The sequence below is a fragment of the Turicibacter sanguinis genome, assembly GCF_013046825.1.
Lineage (GTDB): Bacteria > Bacillota_I > Bacilli_A > MOL361 > Turicibacteraceae > Turicibacter > Turicibacter sanguinis.
Genome location: NZ_CP053187.1, coordinates 2,673,044 through 2,698,086, shown reverse-complemented (window position 1 = coordinate 2,698,086; position 25,043 = coordinate 2,673,044). Strand labels below are relative to the sequence as shown.

Sequence of the window (25,043 nt, the reverse complement as noted above, 5' to 3'; positions counted from 1 at the left end):
AGGGGTTTTATAAATGGGGCTTAATCAAAAGCGAGTGGCGATTGCAACCTTTGCAATGAGTCTTTTGCTTTGTACGGGATGTCAACCATTCAATCAGAGTCTAGGTACATTTCAAACAGGTGAAGAGGAGACGAGCAGTATTAAATTACTACAGCCTATTTCAATTGAGACGGTTAGCGAAGAACAAGAGGATCAACAACCTATGACACGCCAAGTGGTTGAAGTGGCGACGAAATTGAAAGTTGGCTTAGTAGATGATCCCCATCAAGATTTAAATCGTGAATTACTTCAAAAGATAAGTAAGGAATTGAATAGGGAATATCCTGAAATTAAATTTGAAGTGGAAACACCCAAAGAAAATAATGCAAATAGTTATTTAAATACGGTGAATCAATTAATTGCAAGTGGGGCGCAATTGATTTTAATACCGAATTCAACATATGAGAAAGAACTTGAAACCATCATCAATAATTATCCGGATATTGTTTTTTTAACCTTTGACTATTACACGAAGTCATCAAATGTATTTGGAGTTAAATTTCATGAAGAATCTGCAGCCTTTTTAGCAGGAGTCATAGCTGCTTTACAAACGAATACCAATAAGATTGCTTATTTAGGCTATGCAGATGATTCATCAGTAGAGAACAAATATGGTTGTGGATTTATAGCAGGTGCTAAAGCCGTTCGTTCTGATATTGAAGTAACAGAAAAATATATTTTAAAATCAATTTCAACAGTTGATTTAAAGCAGGTCGTTAAAAGCTTGTATGATGATCATCATGATATTGTATTCGAGAGGGTAGGTTCTTTACAACATGATGTCATTGAAGTGGCGAAACAGTATACACAAAATCATCGTCCTGTATGGGTGATAAATTCAGTCATCGATTTATTAGAAGAAGGTCGTCTTTCAAATGGAAACTCAGTGGTATTAACATCCGTTTTGAAAAATGTTGACGTCGCAGTTTCTAATCTTTTAAATGGGTGGTTAACACAAGAATTTACGCTTGGAAATCAGCTCATTTTAGGGCTTGAAAACGGGGGCGTTAGGGTGACCTTAGAAAATGAGCAGTTAGAAGGGAATACTGTTAGTATCGTTCAGGACTATCAGGAAAAAATTATCTCGGGAGAAATTGTCGTTTCAACTGATTTAACTCAATAATTTAAAAAAAGAGGAAGATTGATATCCCCTCTTTTTTTGATGTTTGTGGAAAATAAGTAATAAGTCAGTGAATTTGATGAATAATAAAAGAAGATAAAAAAATGTCATAAAAGGAGGTTCAACTATGAAAAAAAATAGTATAAGCATTCTATTTTTTTTAATACTTAGCTTTGTATTAGTCGCTTGTAACAATTCATCAAAGAGTGAAGAAGCGTTAAAAATTGGAATGTTGATTGACTCGGGAAGCATCGATGATAAGTCGTTTAATCAAGGAACGTGGGAAGGAATCCAACGTTACGTTGAGGATCATGAAGGCGTAAAGGCACAGTTTGTTCAACCGTCAGGCGAAACAACGGAAGATTATGTCACATCAGGTGATAATTTAATCATGGCAGGTAGTAACATTGTCATTGCACCAGGATTTAAATTTGAAGAGGCGATTACGAAATTACAACAAGAAAATCCAGAAGTTAAATTTGTTTTATTAGATGGGCAACCATCTGTAGAAAGTCCTAATACAATGTCTATCTATTTTGCAGAAAATGAAGCTGGATTTTTAGTTGGAATGGCGGCAGCTCTTCAATCTAAAACAGAAAAAGTTGCTTTTATAGGTGGAATGAAAATACCAGCTGTTGAAAAATTTGGAAGAGGCTATGTAGCGGGTGTTGCTTATGCTAATCAATTGTATGGAACGAAGACGATAGTGACTGATTATCAATTTCAAGGGACCTTTTATGATGTACAAGGTGGGCAAATGATGGCCGGAGGCATGTACGATAAAGGGGTGGATATTATCTTCTCAGCGGCAGCTGCCGTTGGAAATGGTGTGATTAATGAGGCCAAAGCACGTACTGAGAATCAGGAAGAGGTGTATGTAATTGGGGTTGATATTGATCAATATGAGGAGGGAAAATTAGGAGATGACCAATCAGTTATCCTAACTTCTGCGATTAAGCGAATTGATAATGCGGCTTATGATGCATTGGATGATATTGGTCAAAGTGAATTTCGTGGTGGAGAGGTGATCATTATGGATGCAAAAGCAAATGGAGTTGGGATTCCTTTAGAAAATCCTAATTTAACAACTGAGACATTAGAAAAAATAGAAGCAGCACTTAACTTGATGAAAAATGATCAGTTAAGTGTTCCTAAGACAGCTGAAGAATTAACAGCCTTTTTAGCTGAGTATCAATATGATGCTAGCCTAATAAATTATAATTAGATCATTTATAAAAGCTTTTAAAGAAAGATTATTCCTTCTTTAAAAGCTTTTATGTTAGGCGCCTATTTTTAGATTGGGAGGAATCATTTTAAAAACATATTCAATGCAATCAACTTAAAACTTAATCGTAGTTTTAAAAAAGAAAAGTAATATTTGGTCTTTTAATACAATTTATACTTAACAAAAAGCGACAAAATATTTACATTAAATAGCTTTTCTGTTAAACTTAAGATGTATAAAATATGAGGAGGCCATACAAATGAAAAAATTACTTTCTATGTTTGCTGTTGCAATGTGTGCTACAGTTGGACTAACTGCTTGTGGAGGAGCAGAAGAAGCAAAAACTGAAACACCTCAAACTGGAAATCAAACGACTGTAAAAGTTGGGATGATGACAGACTCAGGAACCATTGATGACAAATCATTTAACCAAGGAACTTGGGCTGGAATCCAACAATATGCAGCTGATCACACAGGTGTTGAAGTGAAATATGTTCAACCAGGTGGGGAAGCGAAAGAAGACTACTTAAGTGCAGCAGATAATTTAATCATGTCAGGAAATCAAATTATTGTTGCTCCTGGATTCAAATTTGAAGAAGCAATCAACGAATTACAAGTTGCAAACCCAGATACAAAATTCATCATTTTAGATGGACAACCGGCTGAGATGGCTGAAAATACAGTTGCGATTTACTTTGCTGAGCAAGAAGCTGGATTCTTAGCAGGTGTTGCAGCCGCTTTACAAACACAAACAGGAAAAGTTGGATTCATTGGAGGAATGAAAATTCCTGCTGTTGAAAAATTCGGATTCGGATATGTAGCAGGTGTTGCTTACGCGAATGCTACTTATGGATTAGAAGTTGAAGTAGCTGATTATTTATACAATGGAACATTCACTGATGTTCAAGGTGGACAAGCGCAAGCTGGTGGAATGTACGATAAAGGAATCGATATTGTGTTCGTAGCAGCTGGTGGAGTTGGAAATGGTGTTATCAATGAAGCTAAAACTCGTGCAGAAGCTGGTGAAGAAGTTTATGTGATTGGAGTTGACGTAGACCAATATGAAGAAGGTGTCATGTCAAATGGTAAATCTGTTATCTTAACTTCTGCCATCAAACGTATTGATAATGCAGCTTATGAAAACATTGATGCATTTGTAAATGGAAACTTCCCAGGTGGGCAAGTCATCACAATGGATGCTAAAACAAATGGAATTGGATTACCTGAAGTGAATCCAAACTTAACAGAAGATACAACTACCAAAACAAATGAAGTATTCGAAGCTATCAAAGCAGGTACAGTAGTTGCTCCAACTTCTGCAGAAGAATTAGAATTAATGTTAGCAGAATTAGGATATGACGCAAGCAATATTAACTTTAAATAATTCATTTAAATACTATTGATTGTTTGTTAAACGAAGTACGCCTGTTCACAGGCGTACTTTTTTTAAAGTAAATAATAAGAATAGGATTTAACACATACTAAGTAAGAGAGTATACCATGGAGTTCATTATCACCGACATTGGATACGTTATCATAAAAAAGAAAGGGGTTAAATCATGGAATACGTGATTGAAATGTTGAACATCACAAAAGAATTTCCAGGGATTAAAGCCAATGATAATATTACACTGCAAGTTGAACCAGGAGAAATTCATGCCCTTTTAGGAGAAAATGGCGCTGGTAAATCAACACTGATGAGTGTTCTATTTGGACTATATAAGCCAGAAGAAGGATGTATTAAAGTTCGCGGAAAAGAAGTTAAGATTACAGACCCAAATGTCGCAACTGAGTTAGGAATTGGGATGGTCCATCAGCATTTTAAGTTAGTTCATAATTTTACGGTTACCGAAAATATCGTTCTAGGTAATGAACCGAAGCTATTTGGTGGGCGTATCAATATCAAAAAGGCAGCTAAACGTGTAGCTGAATTATCAGAACGTTATAACTTACATGTTGACCCATATGCTAAAATTGAAGATATTTCAGTTGGAATGCAACAACGTGTTGAAATTTTAAAAATGTTATATCGAAATGCTGAAATTTTAATTTTTGATGAGCCAACAGCTGTTTTAACACCACAAGAAATTGAACATTTAATGGAAATTATGCGTCAGTTAACCGCTGAAGGTAAATCTATTATTGTGATTACACATAAATTGAAAGAAATTAAAGCAGTGGCGAAGCATTGTACCATTATCCGAAAAGGAAAAGGGATTGGAACAGTCGTAGTGGCTGATACTTCAGAGCAAGAATTGGCTGATTTAATGGTTGGGCGTCAAGTAACGTTTAAACTAGATAAAGACGCGGCTAAAGTTGGAGCCCCTGTTTTACAAGTTGAAAATCTAACGGTTAAAAACAATCGTGGCGTTTCAGCACTTAAAAATTTATCTTTGACGGTCCATGAAGGTGAAATTTTAGGTGTTGCTGGAATTGAAGGAAATGGTCAAAGTGAATTAATCGAAGCTATTACAGGATTAAAACCTGCTGATTCAGGAATAGTGAAATTAGCTGGAAATGATATTAGTAAATTACCAGTTCGAAAACGTACTGAGGCAGGAATTGGGCACATCCCAGAGGATCGTCATAAGCATGGATTAGTTTTAGATTATTCATTAGAAGATAACTTTATTTTACAAACCTATTATCAGCCCTCATTTAGTAAAGGTGGCTTCCTAAACCGACAAGCTATTCGTGAACAGTCAGAGCAGTTAATTGAACGATTCGATGTTCGCAGTGGACAGGGTAGCACCACTATTACACGTAGTATGTCAGGTGGGAATCAACAAAAGGCAATTATTGCACGTGAAGTAGTTCGTTCACCGAAGTTGTTAATCGCAGCACAACCGACTCGTGGTCTCGATGTAGGAGCTATTGAATATGTTCATCGAGAATTAATTGCAGAACGTGACAAAGGACGTGGCGTTTTACTTATCTCGTTAGAACTTGATGAAATTTTAAATGTTTCAGATCGCGTCGCTGTTATTTATGAAGGTGAAATTGTTGCGATTTTAGAAACAGCCAACACAAATGAAAAAGAAATTGGATTATTAATGGCCGGTGCAGGTAAACAAAGAGGTGAGGAATAATGAAAAAGATTAATTTTAGTCTAGCGGATGACAATGTTCAAAAAAAATTGGCACCTTTTGCTTCTGTTATTCTTGGCTTCATCATTGGATTTATTGTTTTATTATGTTTAGGGTATAACCCAGCAGAAGGATTTTCGTATTTATTCCAAGGTGGATTTAAAGGCATCATGAGTGGAAACTTAAAACAGTTTGGAAATACTTTATTGCAGATGACACCATTAGTTTTAACGGGATTATCAGTGGCATTTGCCTTTAGAACTGGATTATTTAATATTGGGGTTTCAGGTCAAATGTTAGTCGGTGGTTTTGCAGCGGTTTACTGTGGGATTATCCTTGATTTACCTCGTTTTATTCATCTACCAGTGGTGGTGTTAGTCGCGATGTTAGCAGGTGGAGTTTGGGCGATTATCCCAGGTTTATTAAAAGCAAAATTTAAAATTCACGAAGTTGTGACATCAATTATGATGAATTATATTGCACTTTGGATGGTTCAATATGGCGTAACGACATTTATTCCAGGAAAATATAGCACAGAATCTGCAACCATTAGTGAGACAGCATCATTAAAAACGGCTTGGATGACATCACTTTTTGATGGTTCATCGATCAATATTGGATTTATTTTAGCGATTTTGGCTTGCCTTGTTGTTTGGTTAATTTTAGATAAAACGACGTTTGGATATGAATTAAAGGCTGTTGGATTTAATCCAGATGCGGCACATTACGCAGGGATGAAAGTTAAACGTAATATCATTCTTTCAATGATTATTGCCGGATGTTTAGCAGGTCTTGCAGGAGCGACCTATTATGTTGGTTATACGAATCATGTTAAAATTGGTGTTTTACCAACGCAAGGATTTGATGGAATTGCCGTTGCGTTACTTGGATTAAATACACCAATTGGTGTCTTCTTATCTGCTTTCTTATTTGGATTTATGAAGGTAGGAGGAGAATTCATGCAAGCAATGACAGCTGTCCCAAAAGAGTTAATTGATATTATTATTTCAACAATTATTTACTTCTCAGCGATTGCTTTATTAATTCAAAGTTTCTTTAAAAAAGTAGCACCGAAGAGAAAAGATGGAGGTGTTAAATAATGTGGGAATTTATTGTGGCAATGATGCCGTATGCTCTTGCGTTTACAGCACCGATGTTAGTCACAGCATTAGGTGGATTATTTAGTGAACGCAGTGGAGTCGTTAATATTGGATTAGAAGGTTTAATGGTCATTGGGGCTTTCACGACTGCATTTTATATCAATCAAGCTTATCAGGGTAGTGATTCAACGATTTGGATTGGAATTTTACTTGGTGGAGTAGCGGGATGTTTATTCTCTTTATTACATGCGTATGCGAGTATTAATCTTAAGGCCGATCAAGTTATTTCAGGAACTGCTATTAACTTATTAGCACCCGCGCTAACTATTTTCTTAGCACGTACTTTAACAGGATCTCAAAATATTAGTATCCTCAAAGGTGTCTCACGTTTTGATGCCCCAATCTTATCGGATATTCCTATTATTGGACCTTTATTCTTTAGCAAGATGTATTTAACCACTTTTATTGTATTAGGATTAGTAGTTTTAACTTGGTATATTGTCTTTAAAACATCTTTTGGATTACGTCTGCGCGCGTGTGGAGAACATCCACAAGCAGCTGATTCAATGGGGATTAATGTTTATAAAATGCGTTATTTTGGTGTGTTAGCATCTGGATTCCTATCGGGAATCGGAGGCGCTTTAATTATTGTTACCACATCTGGAGAATTTAACGGATCGGTTGCAGGGCTTGGATTCTTAGCATTAGCAGCTTTAATTTTTGGTAAATGGAATCCATGGACCGTATTATTCGCTTCGTTCTTCTTTGGATTTATGAAAACATTAGGGCAATTAGCTTTAATTAATGATACGTTAAAATCATTTGAAATTCCGATGGAGTTTTATAACGCGTTACCATATGTGATGACATTAGTCGCTTTAGTTGTATTTAGTCGTAATATTGTCGGACCAAAGGCAGCTGGGGAACCTTACGATAAAGGAAAACGTTAAAATAAACAAAAAGACAGGAGCTCCTGTCTTTTTGTTTATTTTTAGGGCAAGATAAGACATAGATTTGCTTATCTTGCTATTTTTGCTTATAATATAAGAATATATCTTATCAAGGAGGGGCGATAATAAAAGTATCTTCCTGAGGTTTAAGATTATGTAGTAAAGATTTATGTTTTGATTATGTTGTAATGGAGGTCTCAGACATGAGTGCAAATAAAGGTAAAAAAGTCATCGTTGGGATGTCTGGTGGTGTGGATTCATCAGTCGCAGCGTATTTATTAAAAGAGCAAGGTTACGAAGTAGAAGGTGTATTTATGCGTAACTGGGATAGTGCAGCTAATGCTGACGTTTTAGGAAACCCAACGCTAAATGATGAGGTGTGCCCACAAGAAGTTGACTATAATGATGCAAAAGCAGTGGCCGATCAATTAGGAATTAAGCTACACCGCGTCGATTTCGTTCAAGAATATTGGGATCGTGTTTTCATGTACTTTTTAGATGAATATCGTGCTGGACGTACACCAAATCCAGATATTATGTGTAATAAAGAAGTGAAATTTAAGGCATTTTTAGATTATGCAATGAATCTTGGATGTGATTACATTGCGATGGGACATTATGCACGTGTTTCACATGAGGGTGAAGTTCAAATGTTACGTGGGCTTGATAATAATAAAGATCAAACGTATTTCTTGAGTCAATTAACACAAGCCCAGCTAAGTAAAACGTTATTCCCAGTTGGTGAATTGCAAAAATCTGAAGTTCGTGCGATTGCAGAGAAATTAGATCTAGCAACGGCAAAGAAAAAGGATTCAACGGGAGTTTGTTTTATTGGGGAACGTAACTTTACACAGTTTTTACAAAACTACTTACCCGCTCAACCTGGACAGATGCGTACTTTAGAGGGAGAAGTTGTGGGGGAGCATATCGGTTTAATGTATTATACGATTGGACAACGTAAAGGTCTTGGAATCGGCGGAAAAGGGGATGCTTGGTTCGTAATTGGGAAGAATTTAAAAGATAATGTTTTACTAGTCGGACAAGGATTTGATCATGAATACGTTTATGCGGATGAAGCATTAGTTTCAAATGTTAACTGGATTCCAAGTGAGCGATTTGTTGGAACTTATCGTTGTACGGCTAAATTTAGATATCGTCAACCTGATATTCCGGTTGAATTGACTTGGATTGATGATGAAACCTTAAACGTTAAAATGCTAGAACCTGTTCGTGCGGTGACGCCAGGGCAAGCGGCTGTCTTTTATTTAGATGAGGTTTGTTTAGGTGGAGGGCGTATTGAAGTTGCATATAAAGATAAAGAGGCTCGCCAATACTAAGAGAGGAGTTTGTGAGGATGGGAGAAGCCGGATACATTAAAGGTGTTTTTTTAGATTATATATTTTTTAATGAAGATAATGGCTTCTCAATTGGAACGCTACTTGTCTTAGAACATGGTGAAGATTTAGATTTAATGCAAAAAGCTTTAAAACCCGTTGATGATAAGATAGTGAATCAACTAGGGTTAAGTGAGCATAAAAAATATGAGAAAATTACGATTTCGGGTTATTTTCCAAAACTCGTTTCACATAAAACATACCGCTTTAAGGGGAAGTTAATTGAACATCCTCGTTATGGTTGGCAATATCAAGCCACGTCTTATGATTCGGTTAATGTGCAAGGGAAGTCTTCGCTTGTTCATTATTTGAGTAGTGATATTTTTGAAGGAATTGGACAAAAAACAGCTGAAAAGATTGTGGATGTATTAGGTGATAATGCTATCGATGTCATTTTACGTAATCGACAGGCGCTTGATGAGGTGCCCAAATTATCCAAAAAATTAGCAGATAAACTTTATTCGACACTGATTGATCAACAGGGGACAGAACAGATATTAGCTCCTCTTTACGGCTATGATTTAAGTCCTAAGTTAGTCATGAAAATTTTCAAAAAATATCAATATCAGGCCCTTGAAATTATCAATGAAAATCCGTATCGTTTAATTGATGATATTGAGGGGATTGGGTTTTTGAAAGCAGATGAGCTTGCAAGACGTCTAGGGATCTCATTAGATGATCCACGTCGAATTCGTGCGGCTTTGCTTTATGTCATTGATCAAATTGCCATCCAAAAAGGTCATACGTATGTGTACCAAAAGCAGTTGCTTCAAAGTGCTTTACAGTATTTAAATCAAAAATCAACCCAGCTTCTGGATTTTGCGCAAATTGAATCTCAAATTAATGAACTGATTAAAAAGAAAAAAATTTATATCGAAGGGGACTTTTTATTTATTCCGTTGCTTGTCAATAGTGAAAAAGGGATTGTTGATTCTATAGAGCGACTTTTAACGTCTAAAGTTGAAAATCAAGAGAAAGCGCCACAATGTTTAAACGAATTAAAAAAAGAATTAGCTATTACCTATTCAAAAGAACAAGAAGAAGCGATTTTGATGGCGTTAAAGGAACCAGTTAGCATTATCACGGGTGGCCCGGGAACAGGAAAAACAACAGTTGTTCAAGGTATTTTAAAGGCGTATTCGATGTTACACGATGTGGATTTAGATCCGTCTAAATATGCAACAAGTGAGAAAAAGTATCCCATTGCTTTGGCAGCGCCTACTGGTCGAGCTGCTAAACGAATGAGTGAAACAACGGGCTTAAAGTCATCTACCATTCATCGTTTACTTGGGTATGGAGTAGATGGAGTTTTTCAACATGATGAATATGCTCAACTGGAATATAAATTAATTATTATCGATGAAAGCTCCATGCTTGATACCTTATTAGCCTTTCAATTATTTCAAAGCATTCCAACGGGTGCGCAAGTGATTATTGTCGGTGATGATAATCAATTGCCTTCTGTGGGACCAGGGCAGGTGTTAAAAGATTTAATTGAAAGTGGTGTGATTCCTCTGACACGGCTTGAAACGGTTCATCGACAGGCGCAGGATTCGTCCATTATTTCATTCGCACATGCAGTGAAAAATAATCATCTCCCAACGGATCTTAAAGATAAAAAGCCGGATCGTCTATATGTTGAATGTGGGCATCAGGTGATTGCAAGTTATCTAAAACAAATTGTTCTAAATGCCATTCAAAAAGGATATACAGCAAGTGATATTCAAATTTTAGTTCCCATGTACCGTGGGGATTGTGGGATTGACAATCTGAATGTGATGTTACAGGATATTTTCAATCCACCAGCAGATGATAAGCGAGAAATGACATTTGGATCCAAGGTTTTTCGAATTGGCGATAAGGTACTCCAATTAGCCAATCATCCGGAAACAGGAATTATGAATGGGGATGTTGGAGAAGTCATTGGAATTTCTTATAAAAATGAAAATGATGATAAAGAAGAGAAGTTAATTGCTTGTTTTGAAACTAAGGAAGTGACGTACAAAAAGGGCGATCTTCAAAATTTAACGCATGCCTATTGCGTGTCGGTTCATAAGTCACAAGGGTCTGAGTATCCGATTGTTATTTTACCGATTACGCATGCCTATCACGTCATGTTACAAAAAAAGTTGATTTATACCGCCATTACACGGGCTAAAAAATCTTTAATTATCATTGGAGAGTATTTAGCACTTGAGAAGGGGGTTAAAAATGAGGGAGAAGAACGTCAAACGACGTTGAAACTTCGCTTTCAACTAAATCAAACAAAACCGATAAAGGAAAATCCTTTTGCTGATTATTTTAAAGAACATGATATTCCATTTGATTACCTAGATGAAGAAGGATTAGAAGGGATCACACCGTATGATTTAATGGATTAATTGATTAAATTTTGTGCAGATAGATAACATAAAAAATCATAAATCACTCAAACTAAAGATTGTAATCTTTGAACTGAGGTGAAATGATGAAGAAAATTCTTGTACTTGTTATGTTTTTAATGGCTTTAGTGGCAACACTTATGTATTATGAAGATCCTCGTTACTATCAAAAACAATTTAAAAAACAATCTAGAAAATATCGTAAGCAAATGGATTGTTGGCAACACTACCTACACGATAGAATGCCATTTTAAAAAAGAACTCTCTCAATCGAGAGAGTTCTTTTTTGTGTATAAGCTTTCTTTTCAATTTAATAATTTATCAAATTGGATAAAAAAAGCTTGAAACATCTTGATAAAATCGATAAAATAGAGTCGAATAACAAAATGTTGATAGAAGAAAGTAGAAAATTGAACGTTTCACAGAGAGGGATTTCTTGGCTGAGATAAATCCTAACAATCAATGCTCGAAAGCTACTTCTGGAGTACAGTTAAAGTCTGTCGGTTTTCGCCGTTATCTGTTTCAAAGAGTTGTTTTTTTAGTTTACTTAAAAAACAAAATTAAGGTGGTACCGCGTTCAATACGTCCTTATATCAAATAAGGGCTTTTTTTATACTCATTTTTAAAAGAGGTGAACAAAATGAAATACATGACAGGATCAGAGATTCGTTCAATGTACTTAAATTTCTTTAAATCAAAAGGACACATGATCGAACCAGGAGCACCATTAGTTCCAATTAATGACCCTTCATTATTATGGATTAATAGTGGGGTTGCAGCTTTAAAAAAATACTTTGATGGACGTGAAATTCCAAATAACCCACGTATTACAAATGCTCAAAAATCAATTCGTACAAACGATATTGAAAATGTTGGGAAAACGGCTCGCCATCATACGTTCTTCGAGATGTTAGGAAACTTCTCGATTGGAGACTATTTCCGTGAAGAGGCAGTGACATGGGGATGGGAATTATTAACATCAAAAGAATGGTTTGGATTCGATAAAGAATTATTATATGTAACCGTTTATCCAACCGATCAAGAAACATATGATTTATGGATCAAATTAGGTGTTTCGCCTGATCACATTGTGAAATTAGAATATAACTTCTGGGAAATCGGAGAAGGACCATGTGGACCAAACACTGAAATTTTCTATGATCGTGGAACAAAATATGATCCAGAAAATATTGGAATCCGTTTATTAGAAGAAGATATTGAAAATGATCGTTATATTGAAATTTGGAACATTGTATTTTCTCAATATAATTCAAAAGAAGGATTAGATCGTAGTGAATATCCTATGTTACCAAATAAAAATATAGATACTGGAATGGGTCTTGAGCGTATGGCTTGTGTGATTCAAGGCGTTGAAACAAACTTTGACACAGACTTATTCATGCCAATCATTCGTGCGACGGAAGAAATGTCTGGTGTAAAATATACACAAGAAACAGCAACGGCATTTAAAGTGATCGCTGACCATGTTCGTACGGTAACTTTTGCAGTAGCAGATGGAGCACTTCTTTCTAATGAAGGACGCGGATACGTCTTACGCCGTTTATTACGTCGTGCTGTTCGTTATGGAAAAAAATTAGGAATTGATCGTGCTTTCATGTATGAATTAGTTCCTGTTGTAGCAGATATTATGAAAGATTATTACCCATATGTTTGCGATAAAATTGAGTTAGTTCAAAAAGTGATTAAATCTGAAGAAGATCGCTTCCGTCAAACATTAGCAGATGGAGAAAAAATCTTGACGGATTTAATTGCTAAATGTGAAGATAAAACAATTAGTGGCAAAGACGCATTCATGTTATATGATACGTACGGATTCCCATATGAATTAACTTTAGAATATGCAGAAGAAGCTGGATTTACAGTTGATAAAGAAGGGTTCGATGCCCAAATGGAAGCACAACGTGAACGTGCTCGTAATGCTCGTGAAGATGTTGAAAGTATGCATTCACAGAATGCTGCTTTAATGAGCTTTAAAACCCCTTCTAAATTTGTAGGATATCATCAATTATCAACAACATCAAACGTTATTTTATTACTACAAAATGGGGAAGTGGTTGATTCATTAACTGGAGCTGGACAAGTCATTTTAGATACTACTCCATTTTATGCTGAAAGTGGAGGACAAGTAGCAGATACAGGGATGATGACAACCTCTGCTGCAAATGTGATGGTAACAGATGTTATCAAAGCTCCAAATGGACAGCATTTACACAGTGTACAAGTAGACGGAACATTATCATTAAATGATGAGGTTGTTTGCCAAGTTCAAGTTGAGAATCGTTTAGATTTAACAAAAAATCATACAGCGACTCACTTATTACACCAAGCATTAAAAGATGTTATTGGTGCGCATGCAAACCAAGCTGGATCATTAGTATCTGCTGATCGTTTACGTTTTGACTTCACCAACATGCAAGGGTTGACGTCAGAAGAATTACAACGTATTGAAGCGATTGTTAACGAGAAGATTTGGGCTTCTATTCCAGTTGAAGTGTTTGAAAAAAGTATTGAAGAAGCAAAGCAAATGGGAGCAATGGCGTTATTTAGTGAAAAATATGGTGAAACGGTACGCGTTGTCAAAGCAGGAGACTATAGCATTGAGCTTTGTGGTGGATGTCATGTTTCAAACACCTCTGAAATTGGTTTATTTAAAATCATTTCAGAATCAGGAATTGGAGCTGGAACTCGACGTATTGAAGCGGTGACGGGTAAGGGAGCTTATCAATACATGAATTCATTTATTGAACGATTTGCAGCGGTATCTGAGACATTAAAAACAAAACCAGCATTACTTGAAGAACGTGTTGAAGGGATTTTAGATGAGTTAAAAGAAGCGCATCGTGAAAATGATTCATTAAAATCTAAATTATCTCATTTAAAAATGAAGGAAATTGTTAATAATACACGTGAGGTAGCAGGAATTACAGTGTTAACTGCGAACTTAGTTGATGTGGATATGAACCATTTACGTCAAATGGTTGACGAATTTAAACAACAGTTATCATCGGCAGTTATTGTGTTAGCAAGTGCAGTAGATGGTAAGGTTGCAATCTCTTGTGGTGTAACGCCAGATTATGTGAAACAAGGGGTACATGCAGGGAAAATTGTTAAAGAAGTCGCAACGATTTGTGGTGGAGGCGGAGGCGGACGCCCAGATATGGCTCAAGCCGGCGCTAAAGATGCAACAAAAATTGAAGAGGCATTAAAGAATGTCGATGAATGGTTAAAAAATAATTTATAATTCTTTTCATCCCATTAACATTATTGTAAAATAAAGTTAAGAACTATTTATGGGTGGTGAGTTGCATGATCTCGAATCAAACAATGATGCTAGACGATTTACTACAAAATAAATTGAACCAAAATCAAGCGGTTGAAATTATTTTGACAGATGTATTCGATGCATTAAAAGAAAAAGGTTATAATCCGATTAACCAAGTGGTTGGATACTTAATTTCAGGAGATCCAGCTTATATTTCGAGCTATCAAGGGGCTCGAAACAAAATTCAGCAAATTGAACGTGATGAAATCATTGAAGTTTTACTTGAAAAGTTTGTAGAGACGAAAAAGTGAAAATTTTAGGATTAGATTTAGGAACTCGCACGTGTGGAATCGCCATTAGTGATGCCCTTGGAATGATGGCCCATGGTGTTGAGACTTTCCGATTTGAGGAAAATCATTATAAAAAAGCAATTCAACACGTTCAAGAATTAGTAAAAACTCATAAAATTTCGAAAATCGTTTTAGGGTTACCTAAAAATATGAATGGTTCGATTGGAGAACGAGGACAAGTGACACAAGAGTTTGCTAAGAAACTTGAAGAAGCAACGAATGTCACGGTTATTCTATGGGACGAACGATTGACTACTATGCAAGTTGAACGTGTCCTCATTCAAGCTGATGTTAGTCGCAATAAGCGAAAAAAAGTGGTTGATAAAATGGCAGCAACCATTATTTTACAGAGTTATTTAGATTCAAATCAAGCACGTTCATTCGTGTAAATCTTATAAGAGGTGACCAAAATGTTAGATGAAAATCAATTAACAGTAATCGATGAAAATGGAAATGAATTATTATGTGAAATTTTATTTACATTTGATTCAGATGATTATAACAAATCATATGTTGTCTACTACCCAGCAGGAGCAGAAAATGAAGATGAAGAAGGAAATGTAGATTTACATGTTTCAGCTTACATCCCTGGTGAAAACAACGAGGGTGGAGAATTATTACCAGTTGAAACAGATGCTGAGTGGGATATGATTGAAGAAGTGATTAATACATTCTTAGCTGAAGAAGATGAGGATGCAGAATAATTAAAATCTAATAGATGCGAAAACGGACGTTAAGTCCGTTTTTGTGTGTATATAATGTAGAGGTGAAGATAAGATGAGGAAGGTTATCCTAGGGATCGTTATAACACTTATTGTCGCATTAGCTGGGATTTTGGGGTATTTAGGAATCCTTTATGTCAAAACCCAAGAGCCGGTGAATCCGAGTGATGAAACAGTGATGAATTATACCCTTCAACCTGGAACATCAACAAAGGGTGTGAATCGCGAGTTAGCAGAACTTGGATTGATTGAGCATCCCGAGATGGCAAATTTGATTGTTAAATTAAATGATTGGTCGCATATTCAAGCAGGAGAGTATGAGTTATCCCCTTCCATGACACTAGAGCAAATGTATCAAAAATTTGAAAGTGGAGATGTTGTCGAAGCGAATACCACAAAAGTGGTGATTCCAGAAGGTTATGATTTAGAATATATAGCAGCTAGCTTATCTTTAATTGTTGATTTAAGTGCTGAAGATATTTTAAATGAGTGGAAAAATATTGATTATTTGAAACAATTAGTGAATGAATATTGGTTTTTGACCGATGATATTTTAAAAGAAGGGATTCGATATCCGTTAGAAGGCTATTTTTATCCAGCTACTTATTCATTTTTAGATCAAGTGTATACGCTTGATGAAGTCACACACTTAATCCTAGATGTGACAGCAAAGAAATTAGAACCGGTGAAGTCTTGGTTTGATGAAGCATCGCTTAATATTCATCAAGTCTTTTCGCTAGCGTCAGTCATTGAAGGAGAAACTCAAAATGTAGAAGAAATGCCAATAGTAGCTGGTGTTTTCTTTAATCGTATTAACTCAGGTATGTATTTACAAAGTGATATGACGGTACTTTATGCCTTAGATGAACATAATGAGCGTGTAACGGAAGCGATGACAAAAGTACAATCCCCTTATAATACATATGTGACACCAGGCATTCCAATTGGACCTGTTAGTAGCCCGTCAATTGAGGCTATTAAAGCCGTGTTACATCCTGATGAAAATAACTATTATTATTTTATAGCTGACATGTATGGATGTGTAGATGGTAAAACTCATTTCTTTGAAACATATGAAGAACATATGAAATTTTATCGAAACTATTTACTTCCTTCATATGAAGCGGGCACAAATGTATGTCAGTAATCTCAACTAGGTGGTAGAGCAATGAATGAACAATTAATAGAACTAATGAGTCGATTTAAAACAATTCAACATGATGACTTATCATTAGAAATGAAACAATATGCACAGGAGCATGATGTTCCGATCATTCAAGATCAGGGTCTTGAATTAATGTTACAATTACTACGAGTTAAGCAGCCTAAAACTATTTTAGAAATAGGTTCTGCTATCGGTTATTCCTCTTTAATGATGGCGCGCCATTTACCACAGAGTCATGTTGTGACGATTGAACGTGATGAATCCCGTTATAAAGAGGCTGTTAATTATCACGCACGTAGTACCATCTCAGATCGAGTGACATTAATTAAAGCAGATGCATTAGAAATTTTGAATGAAGACATTCCTAATGCTCCATTTGATGTTATTTTTATTGATGCAGCTAAAGCTCAATATCAGAAGTTCTTTGAAAAATATGAACCTTTATTAAAAGAAGATGGAATGATTATTAGCGATAATTTATTATTCCATGGTCATATTTTTGATAATAATCAAAAACAAAGCCGTAATTTAAAACAGTTAGTTCGAAAAATTAACCGTTATAATGATTGGTTAGCCAATCATCCAGATTATGACACCCTGTTATTACCAATTGGTGATGGCGTAGCAATTAGTTTGAAAAGAAAGCTAAAGTAGTTTATAATCGTATATTGTCATAAATGATAAAGTGAGTTGATAAAATGAAAAAACCAGAATTGATTGTAACACCTCATGATATCCATGAGATTAAAGATTTAATTGAGGCAGGTGCAGACGCGTTTATCATTGGTGAAGAAAAATTTGGATTACGTTTAGCTGGTGAATTCAAATTAAATGATTTACGTGAAGCCGTTGAGTTAATTAAGCAATATAATAAAAAAGTATATGTTGCTATCAATGCTTTAATGCCAAATAGCTTGTTAGATGATTTGAAAACATATATTCAAGAAATAAAATCATTACCGATTGATGCGCTTCGCTTTTCAGATCCAGGGGCTTACATGATTGCTAAAGAAGTAGCGCCTCAGATGAGCCTTCATTGGAGTAGTGAAACATTAGGAACCAATTACTTCACAGTAAATTATTGGTATGATCGTGGGGTAGAACGTACGGTTTTAGCACCTGAAATGATGAAAGAATCTGTTATTGAGACAAAAACATTCGCTAAAGGTGAGATTGAGATTTTAGTTCATGGTGCGATTTGTATGTTCCATTCTCGACGCAATTTAGTGGGGAATTATTTAAAATTCCAAGGACAAGTTGTAGAAAAAGTTCAGACGCGTGAAGAAGGGCTACAATTATTTGATCCAGAGCGAAAGCTATATTATCCTATTTTTGAAGATCAACAAGGAACTCATATTTTCAATGGAAGCGATGTTTGCATGATTGATGATTTAGCTGAATTTATTGAGGTTGGTGTGGATAGTTTCCGTATCGATGGCGTATTGAAATCAAGTGAGTATTTATTAAATGTCACAAAAGCTTACCGTTTAGCCATTGACATGTGTATTGAAAATCGTGAGAAATACAATCAAATAGGGCGTGCCTTATACAAAAAATTAGAAGAAATTCAACCGAATAATCGACAGTTAGATCGAGGTTTCTTCTATAAACCTTCAATTTATAAACATAAATAATATTAAAAAGGGGTGGACACTATGGCGAGAACTCCAGTATCAGCAATTGTTGATGGAAAACGTGTCATCGTTAAAAAACCAGAATTATTAGCTCCAGCCGGATCACTTGAAAAATTAAAAATTGCTGTGATGTATGGTGCAGATGCAGTTTTTATTGGTGGACGCGAATTTGGACTACGTTCAAATGCTCAAAACTTCTCTCTTGAAGAAATTAAAGAGGGAGTTGAATTTGCCAATCAATATGGTTCAAAAATCTATATTACCACGAATATTATTGCTCATAACGAGAATATGGTGGGACTTGAAGACTATTTAACTGCTTTAGGTGAAATCGGTGTAGCGGGAATCATTGTGGCGGATCCATTAATTATTGAGACATGTAAACGTGTCGCACCAAATGTTGAGGTTCATTTAAGTACACAACAATCCACGATGAATTACATGGCCATTAAGTTTTGGGAACAAGAGGGCTTACATCGTGTTGTATTAGCCCGTGAAACAACAAAAGAAGAAATTAAAGAAATCATGGATAAAACAGATGTTGAGATTGAAGCTTTTGTTCATGGTGCGATGTGTATCGCTTATTCTGGACGTTGTACCTTATCAAATCATATGACAGCACGCGATTCAAATCGTGGAGGATGTTGTCAATCTTGCCGTTGGGAATATGATTTAGTCAAAGAACAAGAAAACGAAACCACACGCTTATTCAAAGAAGATGACATTAAATTTGCGATGAGTCCAAAGGATTTAAATTTATTGAAATCAATTCCTGAAATGATTGAATTAGGAATTGATAGTTTGAAAATTGAAGGACGCATGAAATCCATTCATTACATTGCAACCGTTGTGAGCACCTATCGCAAATTAATTGACTTATATTGTGAAGATCCAGATAACTTTGTCTTCAATGAAGCCTTATTAGTCGAATTATCAAAATGTGCTAACCGTGAAACAGCGCCAGCATTCTTTGAAGGGATTCCATCTCATGAAGAACAAATGTTTAATAATCGTGATGAGCATCCAACTCAAGAGTTTATCGGACTTGTTTTAGATTATAATGAAGAAACCAATGAAGTGACATTACAACAACGAAATCATTTCCGTGTGGGAGAGCGCGTCGAATTCTTTGGTCCTAAAATTGACACTCAAATCATGACGATTACAGAATTATTTGATGAAAAAGGCGAGGCTTTAGACGTTGCTAGACATCCAAAGCAAATTTTAAAATTTAAAGTACCATTTAAACTATATCCAAATGATATGATGCGCAAGCATGTGGTGAATGAGAAATAAAAATATTGCTAATAATAAAGACAAGAAGAGGAAGAGACTATCATGAATAAACCATTAATTATCGGTGTAGCTGGTGGAACGGCATCAGGAAAAACAAGTGTTTCAACGATTTTATATGATGCATTTGCAGACCGTACCATTACTTTACTAAGACAAGACGATTACTATAATGATCAAAGTCATATGACATTAGAAGAGCGTGTGAAAACAAACTATGATCATCCATTATCAATGGACAATGAGTTATTAGTTAAACACTTAAAAAAATTAATGTTAGGTTATTCAATTGAAAAGCCAATTTATGATTACACTCAACATACACGTAGTGAGTTAACTGAAAAAATTGAACCAACTAAAATTATTATTGTGGAAGGTTTATTTGTTTTAGAAGATGTTCAAATTCGTGATTTATTAGACATTAAAGTGTTTGTTGAAGCAGATGATGATATTCGCTTTATTCGTCGTTTATTACGTGATACAACAGAACGTGGACGTACCATTGAATCCGTGATTTCACAATATACAGAGTCAGTAAAGCCAATGCATCAACAATTCATTGAGCCGACTAAAAAATATGCGGATATCATTGTTCCAGATGGGAAAACAAATACCGTTGCCATTGATTTACTAATCACTAAAATAAATAGTATATTAAATGCCTAAGTTCATGTATAATAATAGTTGATATTATCAATCAACAAGGTTCTTATTGATACGGAGGAATTTTTCATGAAAGAAAAACAACAACATTTAACCCTTGAGGGGATTAAAAAGTTTCAAGATGAATTAGATCACTTACAACAAGTGCGCATGGAAGAAATTAAAGTTAAGTTACAAGAAGCACGCGCACAAGGTGACCTTTCGGAAAATGCTGAGTACGATGCAGCTCGTGAAGAACAAGCCATGGTTTATGAGCGTATTCAAGAATTACAATACATTTTAAAAAATGCGGTTGTCATTGAATCAGATGAAAATAGTGAAGTCATTACGATTGGTTCAACAGTTTCATATCAAGAAGAAGAAACTGATGAGCAAATGACATATAAAATCGTTGGTAGTGCAGAGGCAAACCCATTTGAAGCTAAAATTTCTAATGAATCACCAATTGCACAGGCATTAATGGGGAAACGTGTTGGAGACGTTGCAATGGTTTCAACTCCAAAAGGAATCGTCACAGTCGTTATTCTTGACGTTCAGTAATTTGAAGCTGCTTTTAAGCAGCTCTTTTTTATATTTTTTGAAAAAAGGTGGATTAATATGACAATTGCAATTATCGGCGCAATGGAAGAAGAAGTAACGATTTTACGTGAGGCAATGGAGGTAGAAGAAGTTAAAACCATTGCACATGTTGAGTTTACAAAAGGTTTATTAAATGGAACATCAGTTGTGTTATTAAGAAGTGGAATTGGGAAAGTTAATGTTGCGATTGCCACTACTTTATTATTTGAACATTTTGATATTGAGGCTGTTATTAATACAGGATCAGCTGGAGGATTACATCCTGAGGCTAATATTGGAGATGTCGTGATTTCTGATGGAGCTATTTATCATGATGTTGATGTGACAGGATTTAATTATGCGTATGGACAAGTTCCGGGGATGCCAGCCATTTTTACGCCAGATGCGACATTGGTCGAAAAAGCGAAAACAGTGTTAGAAAAGTCGAATAAAACTTACTGGATGGGGCAAATTGGAACAGGAGATTCATTCATTAATCGACCAGATCAAATGGAATTAATTAAGAAAAATTGTCCAAATGTTGTAGCAATTGAAATGGAGGCAACTGCGGTTGCTCAAGTTTGTCATCAATACCAAAAACCATTTATTATTTTACGTGCTCTTTCAGATATTGCAGGAAAAGAATCACATATTTCATTTAATGAATTTATTGAAGTTGCAGCAAAAGAGTCATCAGAAATGGTTACTGAATTAGTTTCTTTAATCTAATTAGGTATGGAAACAATCGAGCGTCGCACTTTGACTGTTCGATTGTTTTATTTTATAAAAATTCGATTAGAAAACTTATTTGGGTTCATAATACAAATGTTTAGGAAACGGAGTGATGAATGATGTTAGTTGTTTTTGGAGGTTCATTTAATCCCCCTACGATTGCTCATTATAATATTGCTAAACATATTTTGAAAAATCTTGATTGTCGACACTTTTTCTTTTTACCCGTAGGGGATCAATATCCTAAAAAAGAATTGATTGAGGCGAAGTTTCGTGTCGACATGTTAAAGCTTCTTTGTGCGAAGTTAGAACGAACTTCTGTTAGCACACTAGAAGTAGAGGCGGATCATGTCTTAACAAGTTTTGAAACGTTAAGCCTTTTTCGACAACAATATCCGAATGATGACATTGGATTTGTCATTGGAGCAGATAACCTAAAAGATTTGCCCAATTGGGTGCAAGCAGACGAATTAATTCGTTATTTTAAAATCATTGTCTTTCGTCGGGACGATATTGACGTGGATGATTTGATTCAAACCTTATTTAAGGAGCAAATCGAACGTTTTATTGTTTTAGATTCATTTGGTGAGATGGATGTTTCTTCCACACAATATCGTCAAGATGTCAAGAACGATAAACTAGTTTTACAAGAGGTTGATGCATATGTACATGCGCATCATTTATATGGACGAGGTGAATCAAAATGATTAAAAATGGATTTATAAAAGTTGGAACTTCTTCTCCACGTGTATCAGTTGGAAATCCAATAGCCAATGTTGAAGTGATGCTAAAAGCTTTAGAAGTCGCAAAACAAAAACAATTAGGAATTTTAGTTTTCCCGGAATTATCTGTTTCTGGTTATACGTGTGGAGACTTATTATTACAGACTTACTTATTACAAGATGTTAATCGTGCGATTGAACTCTTGCTTGAAAAAAATCCATTTGATGGGATTGTCGTGGTAGGAGCTCCAATTTCAATTCATCGTAATTTATATAACTGTGCTGTCGTGATTCAGAAGAATGAAATTTTAGGAATTATTCCAAAGTATTATTTACCAAATGATAGTGAATTTTATGAAGGTCGTTGGTTTACACGTGGCCATGAAATCGTTCGTCATTTTGATGAAATTAACTACCTAAATCGTACGGTACCATTTGGGGATTTAATTTTTGAAAATGAATTGCACAATGTTTCGTTTGCCGTTGAGATTTGTTTGGATTTATGGGTTGCTTCTTCTCCAAGTTCTCGATTAGCTTTAAATGGAGCAGATATCATTTTAAATCTTTCAACAAGTAATGAATTATTCCAAAAAAGTCGTTATCGTCGAGACTTAGTGAGAGTCCAAAGTTCTAAACTTGTGTCTGGTTATGTGTATTGTTCATCAGGTGTTTATGAATCAACAACCGATGGCGTGTTTTCAGGACATAGCATCATTTCTCAAATTGGAGAAATTTTGACAGAATCTGAATTATTCTCACGTGATGAACTTAATATGACGATTGCAGACATTGATGTTTCAAGAATTCAATTTAACCGTCGTCGTTCAACCCCATTTAGACAAAGTGGAGAAGATAATATGGCCTATGTTCAACGTGTTCCTTTTACATTAGTGGTAAATGATGAATATACGTTTGAAAAGCCATTAGATGAGACCCCATTTGTTCCTAAAGTGGAAGAAAAAGAATCGTTTGAAGAAATTATGAATATTCAAGTGGCAGGACTCGCTAAACGTATGATTCATACAAAAGCCCAAACGTTATTGATTGGGGTTTCAGGTGGTCTTGATTCAACCTTAGCGCTACTATTAGCGGCTAAAACGTTTGATTTAATTAACTTACCTCGAAAAAATATTATTGCATACACAATTCGTGGTTTTGGAACCTCAAATCGTACGAATACAAATGCAAATAATTTGATGAAAACGCTCGGAGTGACGCATCATGATATTGATTTAAGAGAATCTGTCTTATCTCATTTTAAAACGATTGGGCATGATCCAAATCAAGTCGATATTACGTATGAAAATGCTCAAGCAAGGGAACGTACGAATATTTTAATGAATTTAGCAAATAAAATGAACGGATTAGTATTAGGAACGGGTAATATGTCTGAATTAGCACTTGGTTGGTGCACGTATAATGGCGATCACATGTCGATGTATGCTATTAATGCGGGTGTTCCAAAAACATTAGTCAAGTTCATGGTGAAACAGTTTATGTTACTTGAAAGTGCTACGTTAACAAACAATGCTGAAGATGCAGAGTTATTACAATATACATTAGCAGATATTTTAGATACACCCATTTCACCAGAGTTATTAAATACGGAGCAAAATACCGAAGAAATTATTGGAAAATATGAAATTCACGATTTTATTTTATACCATATGTTAAACAATGGAGATACAGAGGATCGTATTTTTGATTTAATGAAAATCGCGTTTAAAGATGATTTTGATGAGGAAAAATTATTAGAATATCTACAAATTTTCTATCGTCGTTTCTACTCTCAACAATTTAAACGTTCAGCCTTACCAGATGGACCAAAAGTTTTAGATATTTCATTATCGCCACGTACTGATTGGCGTATGCCATCAGATGCGGAGTATCGCCGTCGTTTATCATAAAAAAAGGGGGGATCATCCCTCCTTTTTATTAATTTTTGATAAATTCCCGATAGAGCTTCATTAACGCTCGTTTTTCAATTCGAGAGACGTAACTTCTTGAAATTCCATAGGATTTCGCGATTTCTTGTTGAGTTTCTTCCTCATGATTTTCAAGTCCGAAACGTCTCACGATAATGTCTCGTTCACGTTGGGTTAATGATTTTAAGTTTTTTTCAATTTTTTCGAACGCTAATTGCTGAATGATGATATCGTTTAAGTCTTTATTTTCATCTTTGACGACATCAATCAGACAAATTTCATTTCCTTCTTTATCATATCCAATGGGATCGTATAATGAGACATCATTGCGCATCTTTTTGGTAGAACGAAAGAGCATTAAGATTTCATTATCGATACATCTTGCAGCATAGGTGGCCAGTTTAGTTCCTTTATCAGGTGAAAAAGAGTCAATTGCTTTGATTAGACCGATGGTTCCAATAGAAATTAAATCTTCTTTGTCATCCGTTTGGTTTTGATATTTTTTTACGATATGAGCCACGAGTCTTAAGTTGTGTTCAATTAATTTTTCTCGTGCATTCTTGTCTCCGTTAGCCATTAAGGTTAAGTAGTGCTCTTCTTCTTCAGCAGATAGAGGATTAGGAAACGCTTGATTGCTAATTGATCCCATAAGTGGAATCAAGTTGGAAAATAATGAGACAATAAATTGAAGTAAAAACATA

23 protein-coding genes and 1 other annotated feature are annotated in these 25,043 nt (G+C 35.3%); of the genes, 22 read left to right on the top strand and 1 reads right to left on the bottom strand.

Going from position 1 to position 25,043, the window contains the following annotated elements:
- Positions 1 to 13: 13 nt before the first annotated feature.
- The 22 genes from HLK68_RS13080 (at position 14) to HLK68_RS12975 (ending at position 24,324) form a co-directional block, all read left to right on the top strand.
- Complete coding sequence (locus tag HLK68_RS13080) at positions 14 to 1,162, top strand: BMP family lipoprotein (protein WP_006783333.1); 1,149 nt, start codon at positions 14 to 16, stop codon at positions 1,160 to 1,162.
- 124 nt (positions 1,163 to 1,286) lie between these two features.
- The gene (locus tag HLK68_RS13075) at positions 1,287 to 2,384 is read left to right on the top strand and encodes a BMP family lipoprotein (protein ID WP_132942935.1); all 1,098 of its coding nucleotides are present in this window, start codon (positions 1,287 to 1,289) and stop codon (positions 2,382 to 2,384) included.
- Between the two features lie 259 nt (positions 2,385 to 2,643).
- The gene (locus HLK68_RS13070; RefSeq protein ID WP_006783335.1) at positions 2,644 to 3,768 is read left to right on the top strand and encodes a BMP family lipoprotein; all 1,125 of its coding nucleotides are present in this window, start codon (positions 2,644 to 2,646) and stop codon (positions 3,766 to 3,768) included.
- Positions 3,769 to 3,943: 175 nt separating this feature from the next.
- The gene (locus tag HLK68_RS13065) at positions 3,944 to 5,473 is read left to right on the top strand and encodes an ABC transporter ATP-binding protein (RefSeq protein ID WP_006783336.1); all 1,530 of its coding nucleotides are present in this window, start codon (positions 3,944 to 3,946) and stop codon (positions 5,471 to 5,473) included.
- Positions 5,473 to 6,570, top strand: a complete 1,098-nt coding sequence (locus HLK68_RS13060) for an ABC transporter permease (RefSeq protein ID WP_006783337.1) — start codon at positions 5,473 to 5,475, stop codon at positions 6,568 to 6,570. The genes HLK68_RS13065 and HLK68_RS13060 overlap by 1 nt, the downstream gene beginning before the upstream one ends.
- Positions 6,570 to 7,520: an ABC transporter permease gene (locus HLK68_RS13055; protein WP_006783338.1), complete on the top strand. Its 951-nt coding sequence runs from the start codon at positions 6,570 to 6,572 to the stop codon at positions 7,518 to 7,520. The genes HLK68_RS13060 and HLK68_RS13055 overlap by 1 nt, the downstream gene beginning before the upstream one ends.
- 203 nt (positions 7,521 to 7,723) lie before the next feature.
- The gene (mnmA, locus tag HLK68_RS13050; protein ID WP_009607292.1) at positions 7,724 to 8,857 is read left to right on the top strand and encodes a tRNA 2-thiouridine(34) synthase MnmA; all 1,134 of its coding nucleotides are present in this window, start codon (positions 7,724 to 7,726) and stop codon (positions 8,855 to 8,857) included.
- Between the two features lie 17 nt (positions 8,858 to 8,874).
- Complete coding sequence (gene recD2, locus HLK68_RS13045; RefSeq protein ID WP_055164856.1) at positions 8,875 to 11,295, top strand: SF1B family DNA helicase RecD2; 2,421 nt, start codon at positions 8,875 to 8,877, stop codon at positions 11,293 to 11,295.
- Between the two features lie 86 nt (positions 11,296 to 11,381).
- On the top strand, positions 11,382 to 11,549 hold the full coding sequence (locus HLK68_RS13040) for a hypothetical protein (protein WP_006783341.1): 168 nt from the start codon (positions 11,382 to 11,384) through the stop codon (positions 11,547 to 11,549).
- A gap of 126 nt (positions 11,550 to 11,675) precedes the next feature.
- Positions 11,676 to 11,888, top strand: a binding site (T-box leader).
- A 47-nt stretch (positions 11,889 to 11,935) separates the two neighbouring features.
- On the top strand, positions 11,936 to 14,557 hold the full coding sequence (gene alaS / locus HLK68_RS13035) for an alanine--tRNA ligase (protein ID WP_055164854.1): 2,622 nt from the start codon (positions 11,936 to 11,938) through the stop codon (positions 14,555 to 14,557).
- Positions 14,558 to 14,622: 65 nt separating this feature from the next.
- The gene (locus HLK68_RS13030; protein ID WP_006783343.1) at positions 14,623 to 14,889 is read left to right on the top strand and encodes an IreB family regulatory phosphoprotein; all 267 of its coding nucleotides are present in this window, start codon (positions 14,623 to 14,625) and stop codon (positions 14,887 to 14,889) included.
- Entirely contained in the window at positions 14,886 to 15,317 is a 432-nt protein-coding gene (gene ruvX / locus HLK68_RS13025; RefSeq protein WP_006783344.1) for a Holliday junction resolvase RuvX, read from the top strand. Before HLK68_RS13030 ends, ruvX begins: the two co-directional genes overlap by 4 nt.
- Positions 15,318 to 15,338: 21 nt before the next feature.
- On the top strand, positions 15,339 to 15,632 hold the full coding sequence (locus HLK68_RS13020; protein ID WP_006783345.1) for a DUF1292 domain-containing protein: 294 nt from the start codon (positions 15,339 to 15,341) through the stop codon (positions 15,630 to 15,632).
- A 73-nt stretch (positions 15,633 to 15,705) separates the two neighbouring features.
- Complete coding sequence (gene mltG / locus HLK68_RS13015; protein ID WP_006783346.1) at positions 15,706 to 16,797, top strand: endolytic transglycosylase MltG; 1,092 nt, start codon at positions 15,706 to 15,708, stop codon at positions 16,795 to 16,797.
- Between the two features lie 21 nt (positions 16,798 to 16,818).
- Complete coding sequence (locus HLK68_RS13010; RefSeq protein ID WP_006783347.1) at positions 16,819 to 17,469, top strand: O-methyltransferase; 651 nt, start codon at positions 16,819 to 16,821, stop codon at positions 17,467 to 17,469.
- 44 nt (positions 17,470 to 17,513) lie between these two features.
- Positions 17,514 to 18,449, top strand: coding sequence for a peptidase U32 family protein (locus tag HLK68_RS13005; RefSeq protein ID WP_006783348.1), 936 nt, complete (start codon positions 17,514 to 17,516; stop codon positions 18,447 to 18,449).
- A gap of 21 nt (positions 18,450 to 18,470) precedes the next feature.
- Positions 18,471 to 19,745, top strand: coding sequence for a peptidase U32 family protein (locus tag HLK68_RS13000; RefSeq protein WP_006783349.1), 1,275 nt, complete (start codon positions 18,471 to 18,473; stop codon positions 19,743 to 19,745).
- Between the two features lie 42 nt (positions 19,746 to 19,787).
- A complete protein-coding gene (udk, locus tag HLK68_RS12995) occupies positions 19,788 to 20,408 on the top strand; it encodes a uridine kinase (protein ID WP_006783350.1) in 621 nt (206 codons plus the stop codon).
- 66 nt (positions 20,409 to 20,474) lie between these two features.
- Positions 20,475 to 20,945, top strand: a complete 471-nt coding sequence (greA, locus tag HLK68_RS12990; protein ID WP_006783351.1) for a transcription elongation factor GreA — start codon at positions 20,475 to 20,477, stop codon at positions 20,943 to 20,945.
- 57 nt (positions 20,946 to 21,002) lie between these two features.
- Positions 21,003 to 21,692 (top strand): 5'-methylthioadenosine/S-adenosylhomocysteine nucleosidase, encoded by a 690-nt coding sequence (mtnN, locus tag HLK68_RS12985; RefSeq protein ID WP_006783352.1) that lies wholly within the window; start codon positions 21,003 to 21,005, stop codon positions 21,690 to 21,692.
- A gap of 122 nt (positions 21,693 to 21,814) precedes the next feature.
- A complete protein-coding gene (gene nadD / locus HLK68_RS12980; RefSeq protein WP_229040201.1) occupies positions 21,815 to 22,402 on the top strand; it encodes a nicotinate (nicotinamide) nucleotide adenylyltransferase in 588 nt (195 codons plus the stop codon).
- Positions 22,399 to 24,324, top strand: a complete 1,926-nt coding sequence (locus HLK68_RS12975; protein ID WP_006783354.1) for an NAD(+) synthase — start codon at positions 22,399 to 22,401, stop codon at positions 24,322 to 24,324. The genes nadD and HLK68_RS12975 overlap by 4 nt, the downstream gene beginning before the upstream one ends.
- Before the next feature lie 28 nt (positions 24,325 to 24,352).
- Here the strand turns inward: HLK68_RS12975 and sigK are convergent, their stop codons facing one another.
- On the bottom strand, positions 24,353 to 25,042 hold the full coding sequence (sigK, locus tag HLK68_RS12970) for an RNA polymerase sporulation sigma factor SigK (protein WP_006783355.1): 690 nt from the start codon (positions 25,040 to 25,042) through the stop codon (positions 24,353 to 24,355).
- Between the last annotated feature and the right edge of the window lies 1 nt (position 25,043).

What these genes read in the sequence shown, in the direction of transcription:
- HLK68_RS13080 (WP_006783333.1), top strand. Translation starts at nt 14, where the DNA reads ATGGGGCTTAATCAAAAGCGAGTGGCGATTGCAACCTTTGCAATGAGT.
- HLK68_RS13075 (WP_132942935.1), top strand. Translation starts at nt 1,287, where the DNA reads ATGAAAAAAAATAGTATAAGCATTCTATTTTTTTTAATACTTAGCTTT.
- HLK68_RS13070 (WP_006783335.1), top strand. Translation starts at nt 2,644, where the DNA reads ATGAAAAAATTACTTTCTATGTTTGCTGTTGCAATGTGTGCTACAGTT.
- HLK68_RS13065 (WP_006783336.1), top strand. Translation starts at nt 3,944, where the DNA reads ATGGAATACGTGATTGAAATGTTGAACATCACAAAAGAATTTCCAGGG.
- HLK68_RS13060 (WP_006783337.1), top strand. Translation starts at nt 5,473, where the DNA reads ATGAAAAAGATTAATTTTAGTCTAGCGGATGACAATGTTCAAAAAAAA.
- HLK68_RS13055 (WP_006783338.1), top strand. Translation starts at nt 6,570, where the DNA reads ATGTGGGAATTTATTGTGGCAATGATGCCGTATGCTCTTGCGTTTACA.
- mnmA (WP_009607292.1), top strand. Translation starts at nt 7,724, where the DNA reads ATGAGTGCAAATAAAGGTAAAAAAGTCATCGTTGGGATGTCTGGTGGT.
- recD2 (WP_055164856.1), top strand. Translation starts at nt 8,875, where the DNA reads ATGGGAGAAGCCGGATACATTAAAGGTGTTTTTTTAGATTATATATTT.
- HLK68_RS13040 (WP_006783341.1), top strand. Translation starts at nt 11,382, where the DNA reads ATGAAGAAAATTCTTGTACTTGTTATGTTTTTAATGGCTTTAGTGGCA.
- alaS (WP_055164854.1), top strand. Translation starts at nt 11,936, where the DNA reads ATGAAATACATGACAGGATCAGAGATTCGTTCAATGTACTTAAATTTC.
- HLK68_RS13030 (WP_006783343.1), top strand. Translation starts at nt 14,623, where the DNA reads ATGATCTCGAATCAAACAATGATGCTAGACGATTTACTACAAAATAAA.
- HLK68_RS13020 (WP_006783345.1), top strand. Translation starts at nt 15,339, where the DNA reads ATGTTAGATGAAAATCAATTAACAGTAATCGATGAAAATGGAAATGAA.
- mltG (WP_006783346.1), top strand. Translation starts at nt 15,706, where the DNA reads ATGAGGAAGGTTATCCTAGGGATCGTTATAACACTTATTGTCGCATTA.
- HLK68_RS13010 (WP_006783347.1), top strand. Translation starts at nt 16,819, where the DNA reads ATGAATGAACAATTAATAGAACTAATGAGTCGATTTAAAACAATTCAA.
- HLK68_RS13005 (WP_006783348.1), top strand. Translation starts at nt 17,514, where the DNA reads ATGAAAAAACCAGAATTGATTGTAACACCTCATGATATCCATGAGATT.
- HLK68_RS13000 (WP_006783349.1), top strand. Translation starts at nt 18,471, where the DNA reads ATGGCGAGAACTCCAGTATCAGCAATTGTTGATGGAAAACGTGTCATC.
- udk (WP_006783350.1), top strand. Translation starts at nt 19,788, where the DNA reads ATGAATAAACCATTAATTATCGGTGTAGCTGGTGGAACGGCATCAGGA.
- greA (WP_006783351.1), top strand. Translation starts at nt 20,475, where the DNA reads ATGAAAGAAAAACAACAACATTTAACCCTTGAGGGGATTAAAAAGTTT.
- mtnN (WP_006783352.1), top strand. Translation starts at nt 21,003, where the DNA reads ATGACAATTGCAATTATCGGCGCAATGGAAGAAGAAGTAACGATTTTA.
- nadD (WP_229040201.1), top strand. Translation starts at nt 21,815, where the DNA reads ATGTTAGTTGTTTTTGGAGGTTCATTTAATCCCCCTACGATTGCTCAT.
- HLK68_RS12975 (WP_006783354.1), top strand. Translation starts at nt 22,399, where the DNA reads ATGATTAAAAATGGATTTATAAAAGTTGGAACTTCTTCTCCACGTGTA.
- sigK (WP_006783355.1), bottom strand. Translation starts at nt 25,042, where the DNA reads ATGTTTTTACTTCAATTTATTGTCTCATTATTTTCCAACTTGATTCCA.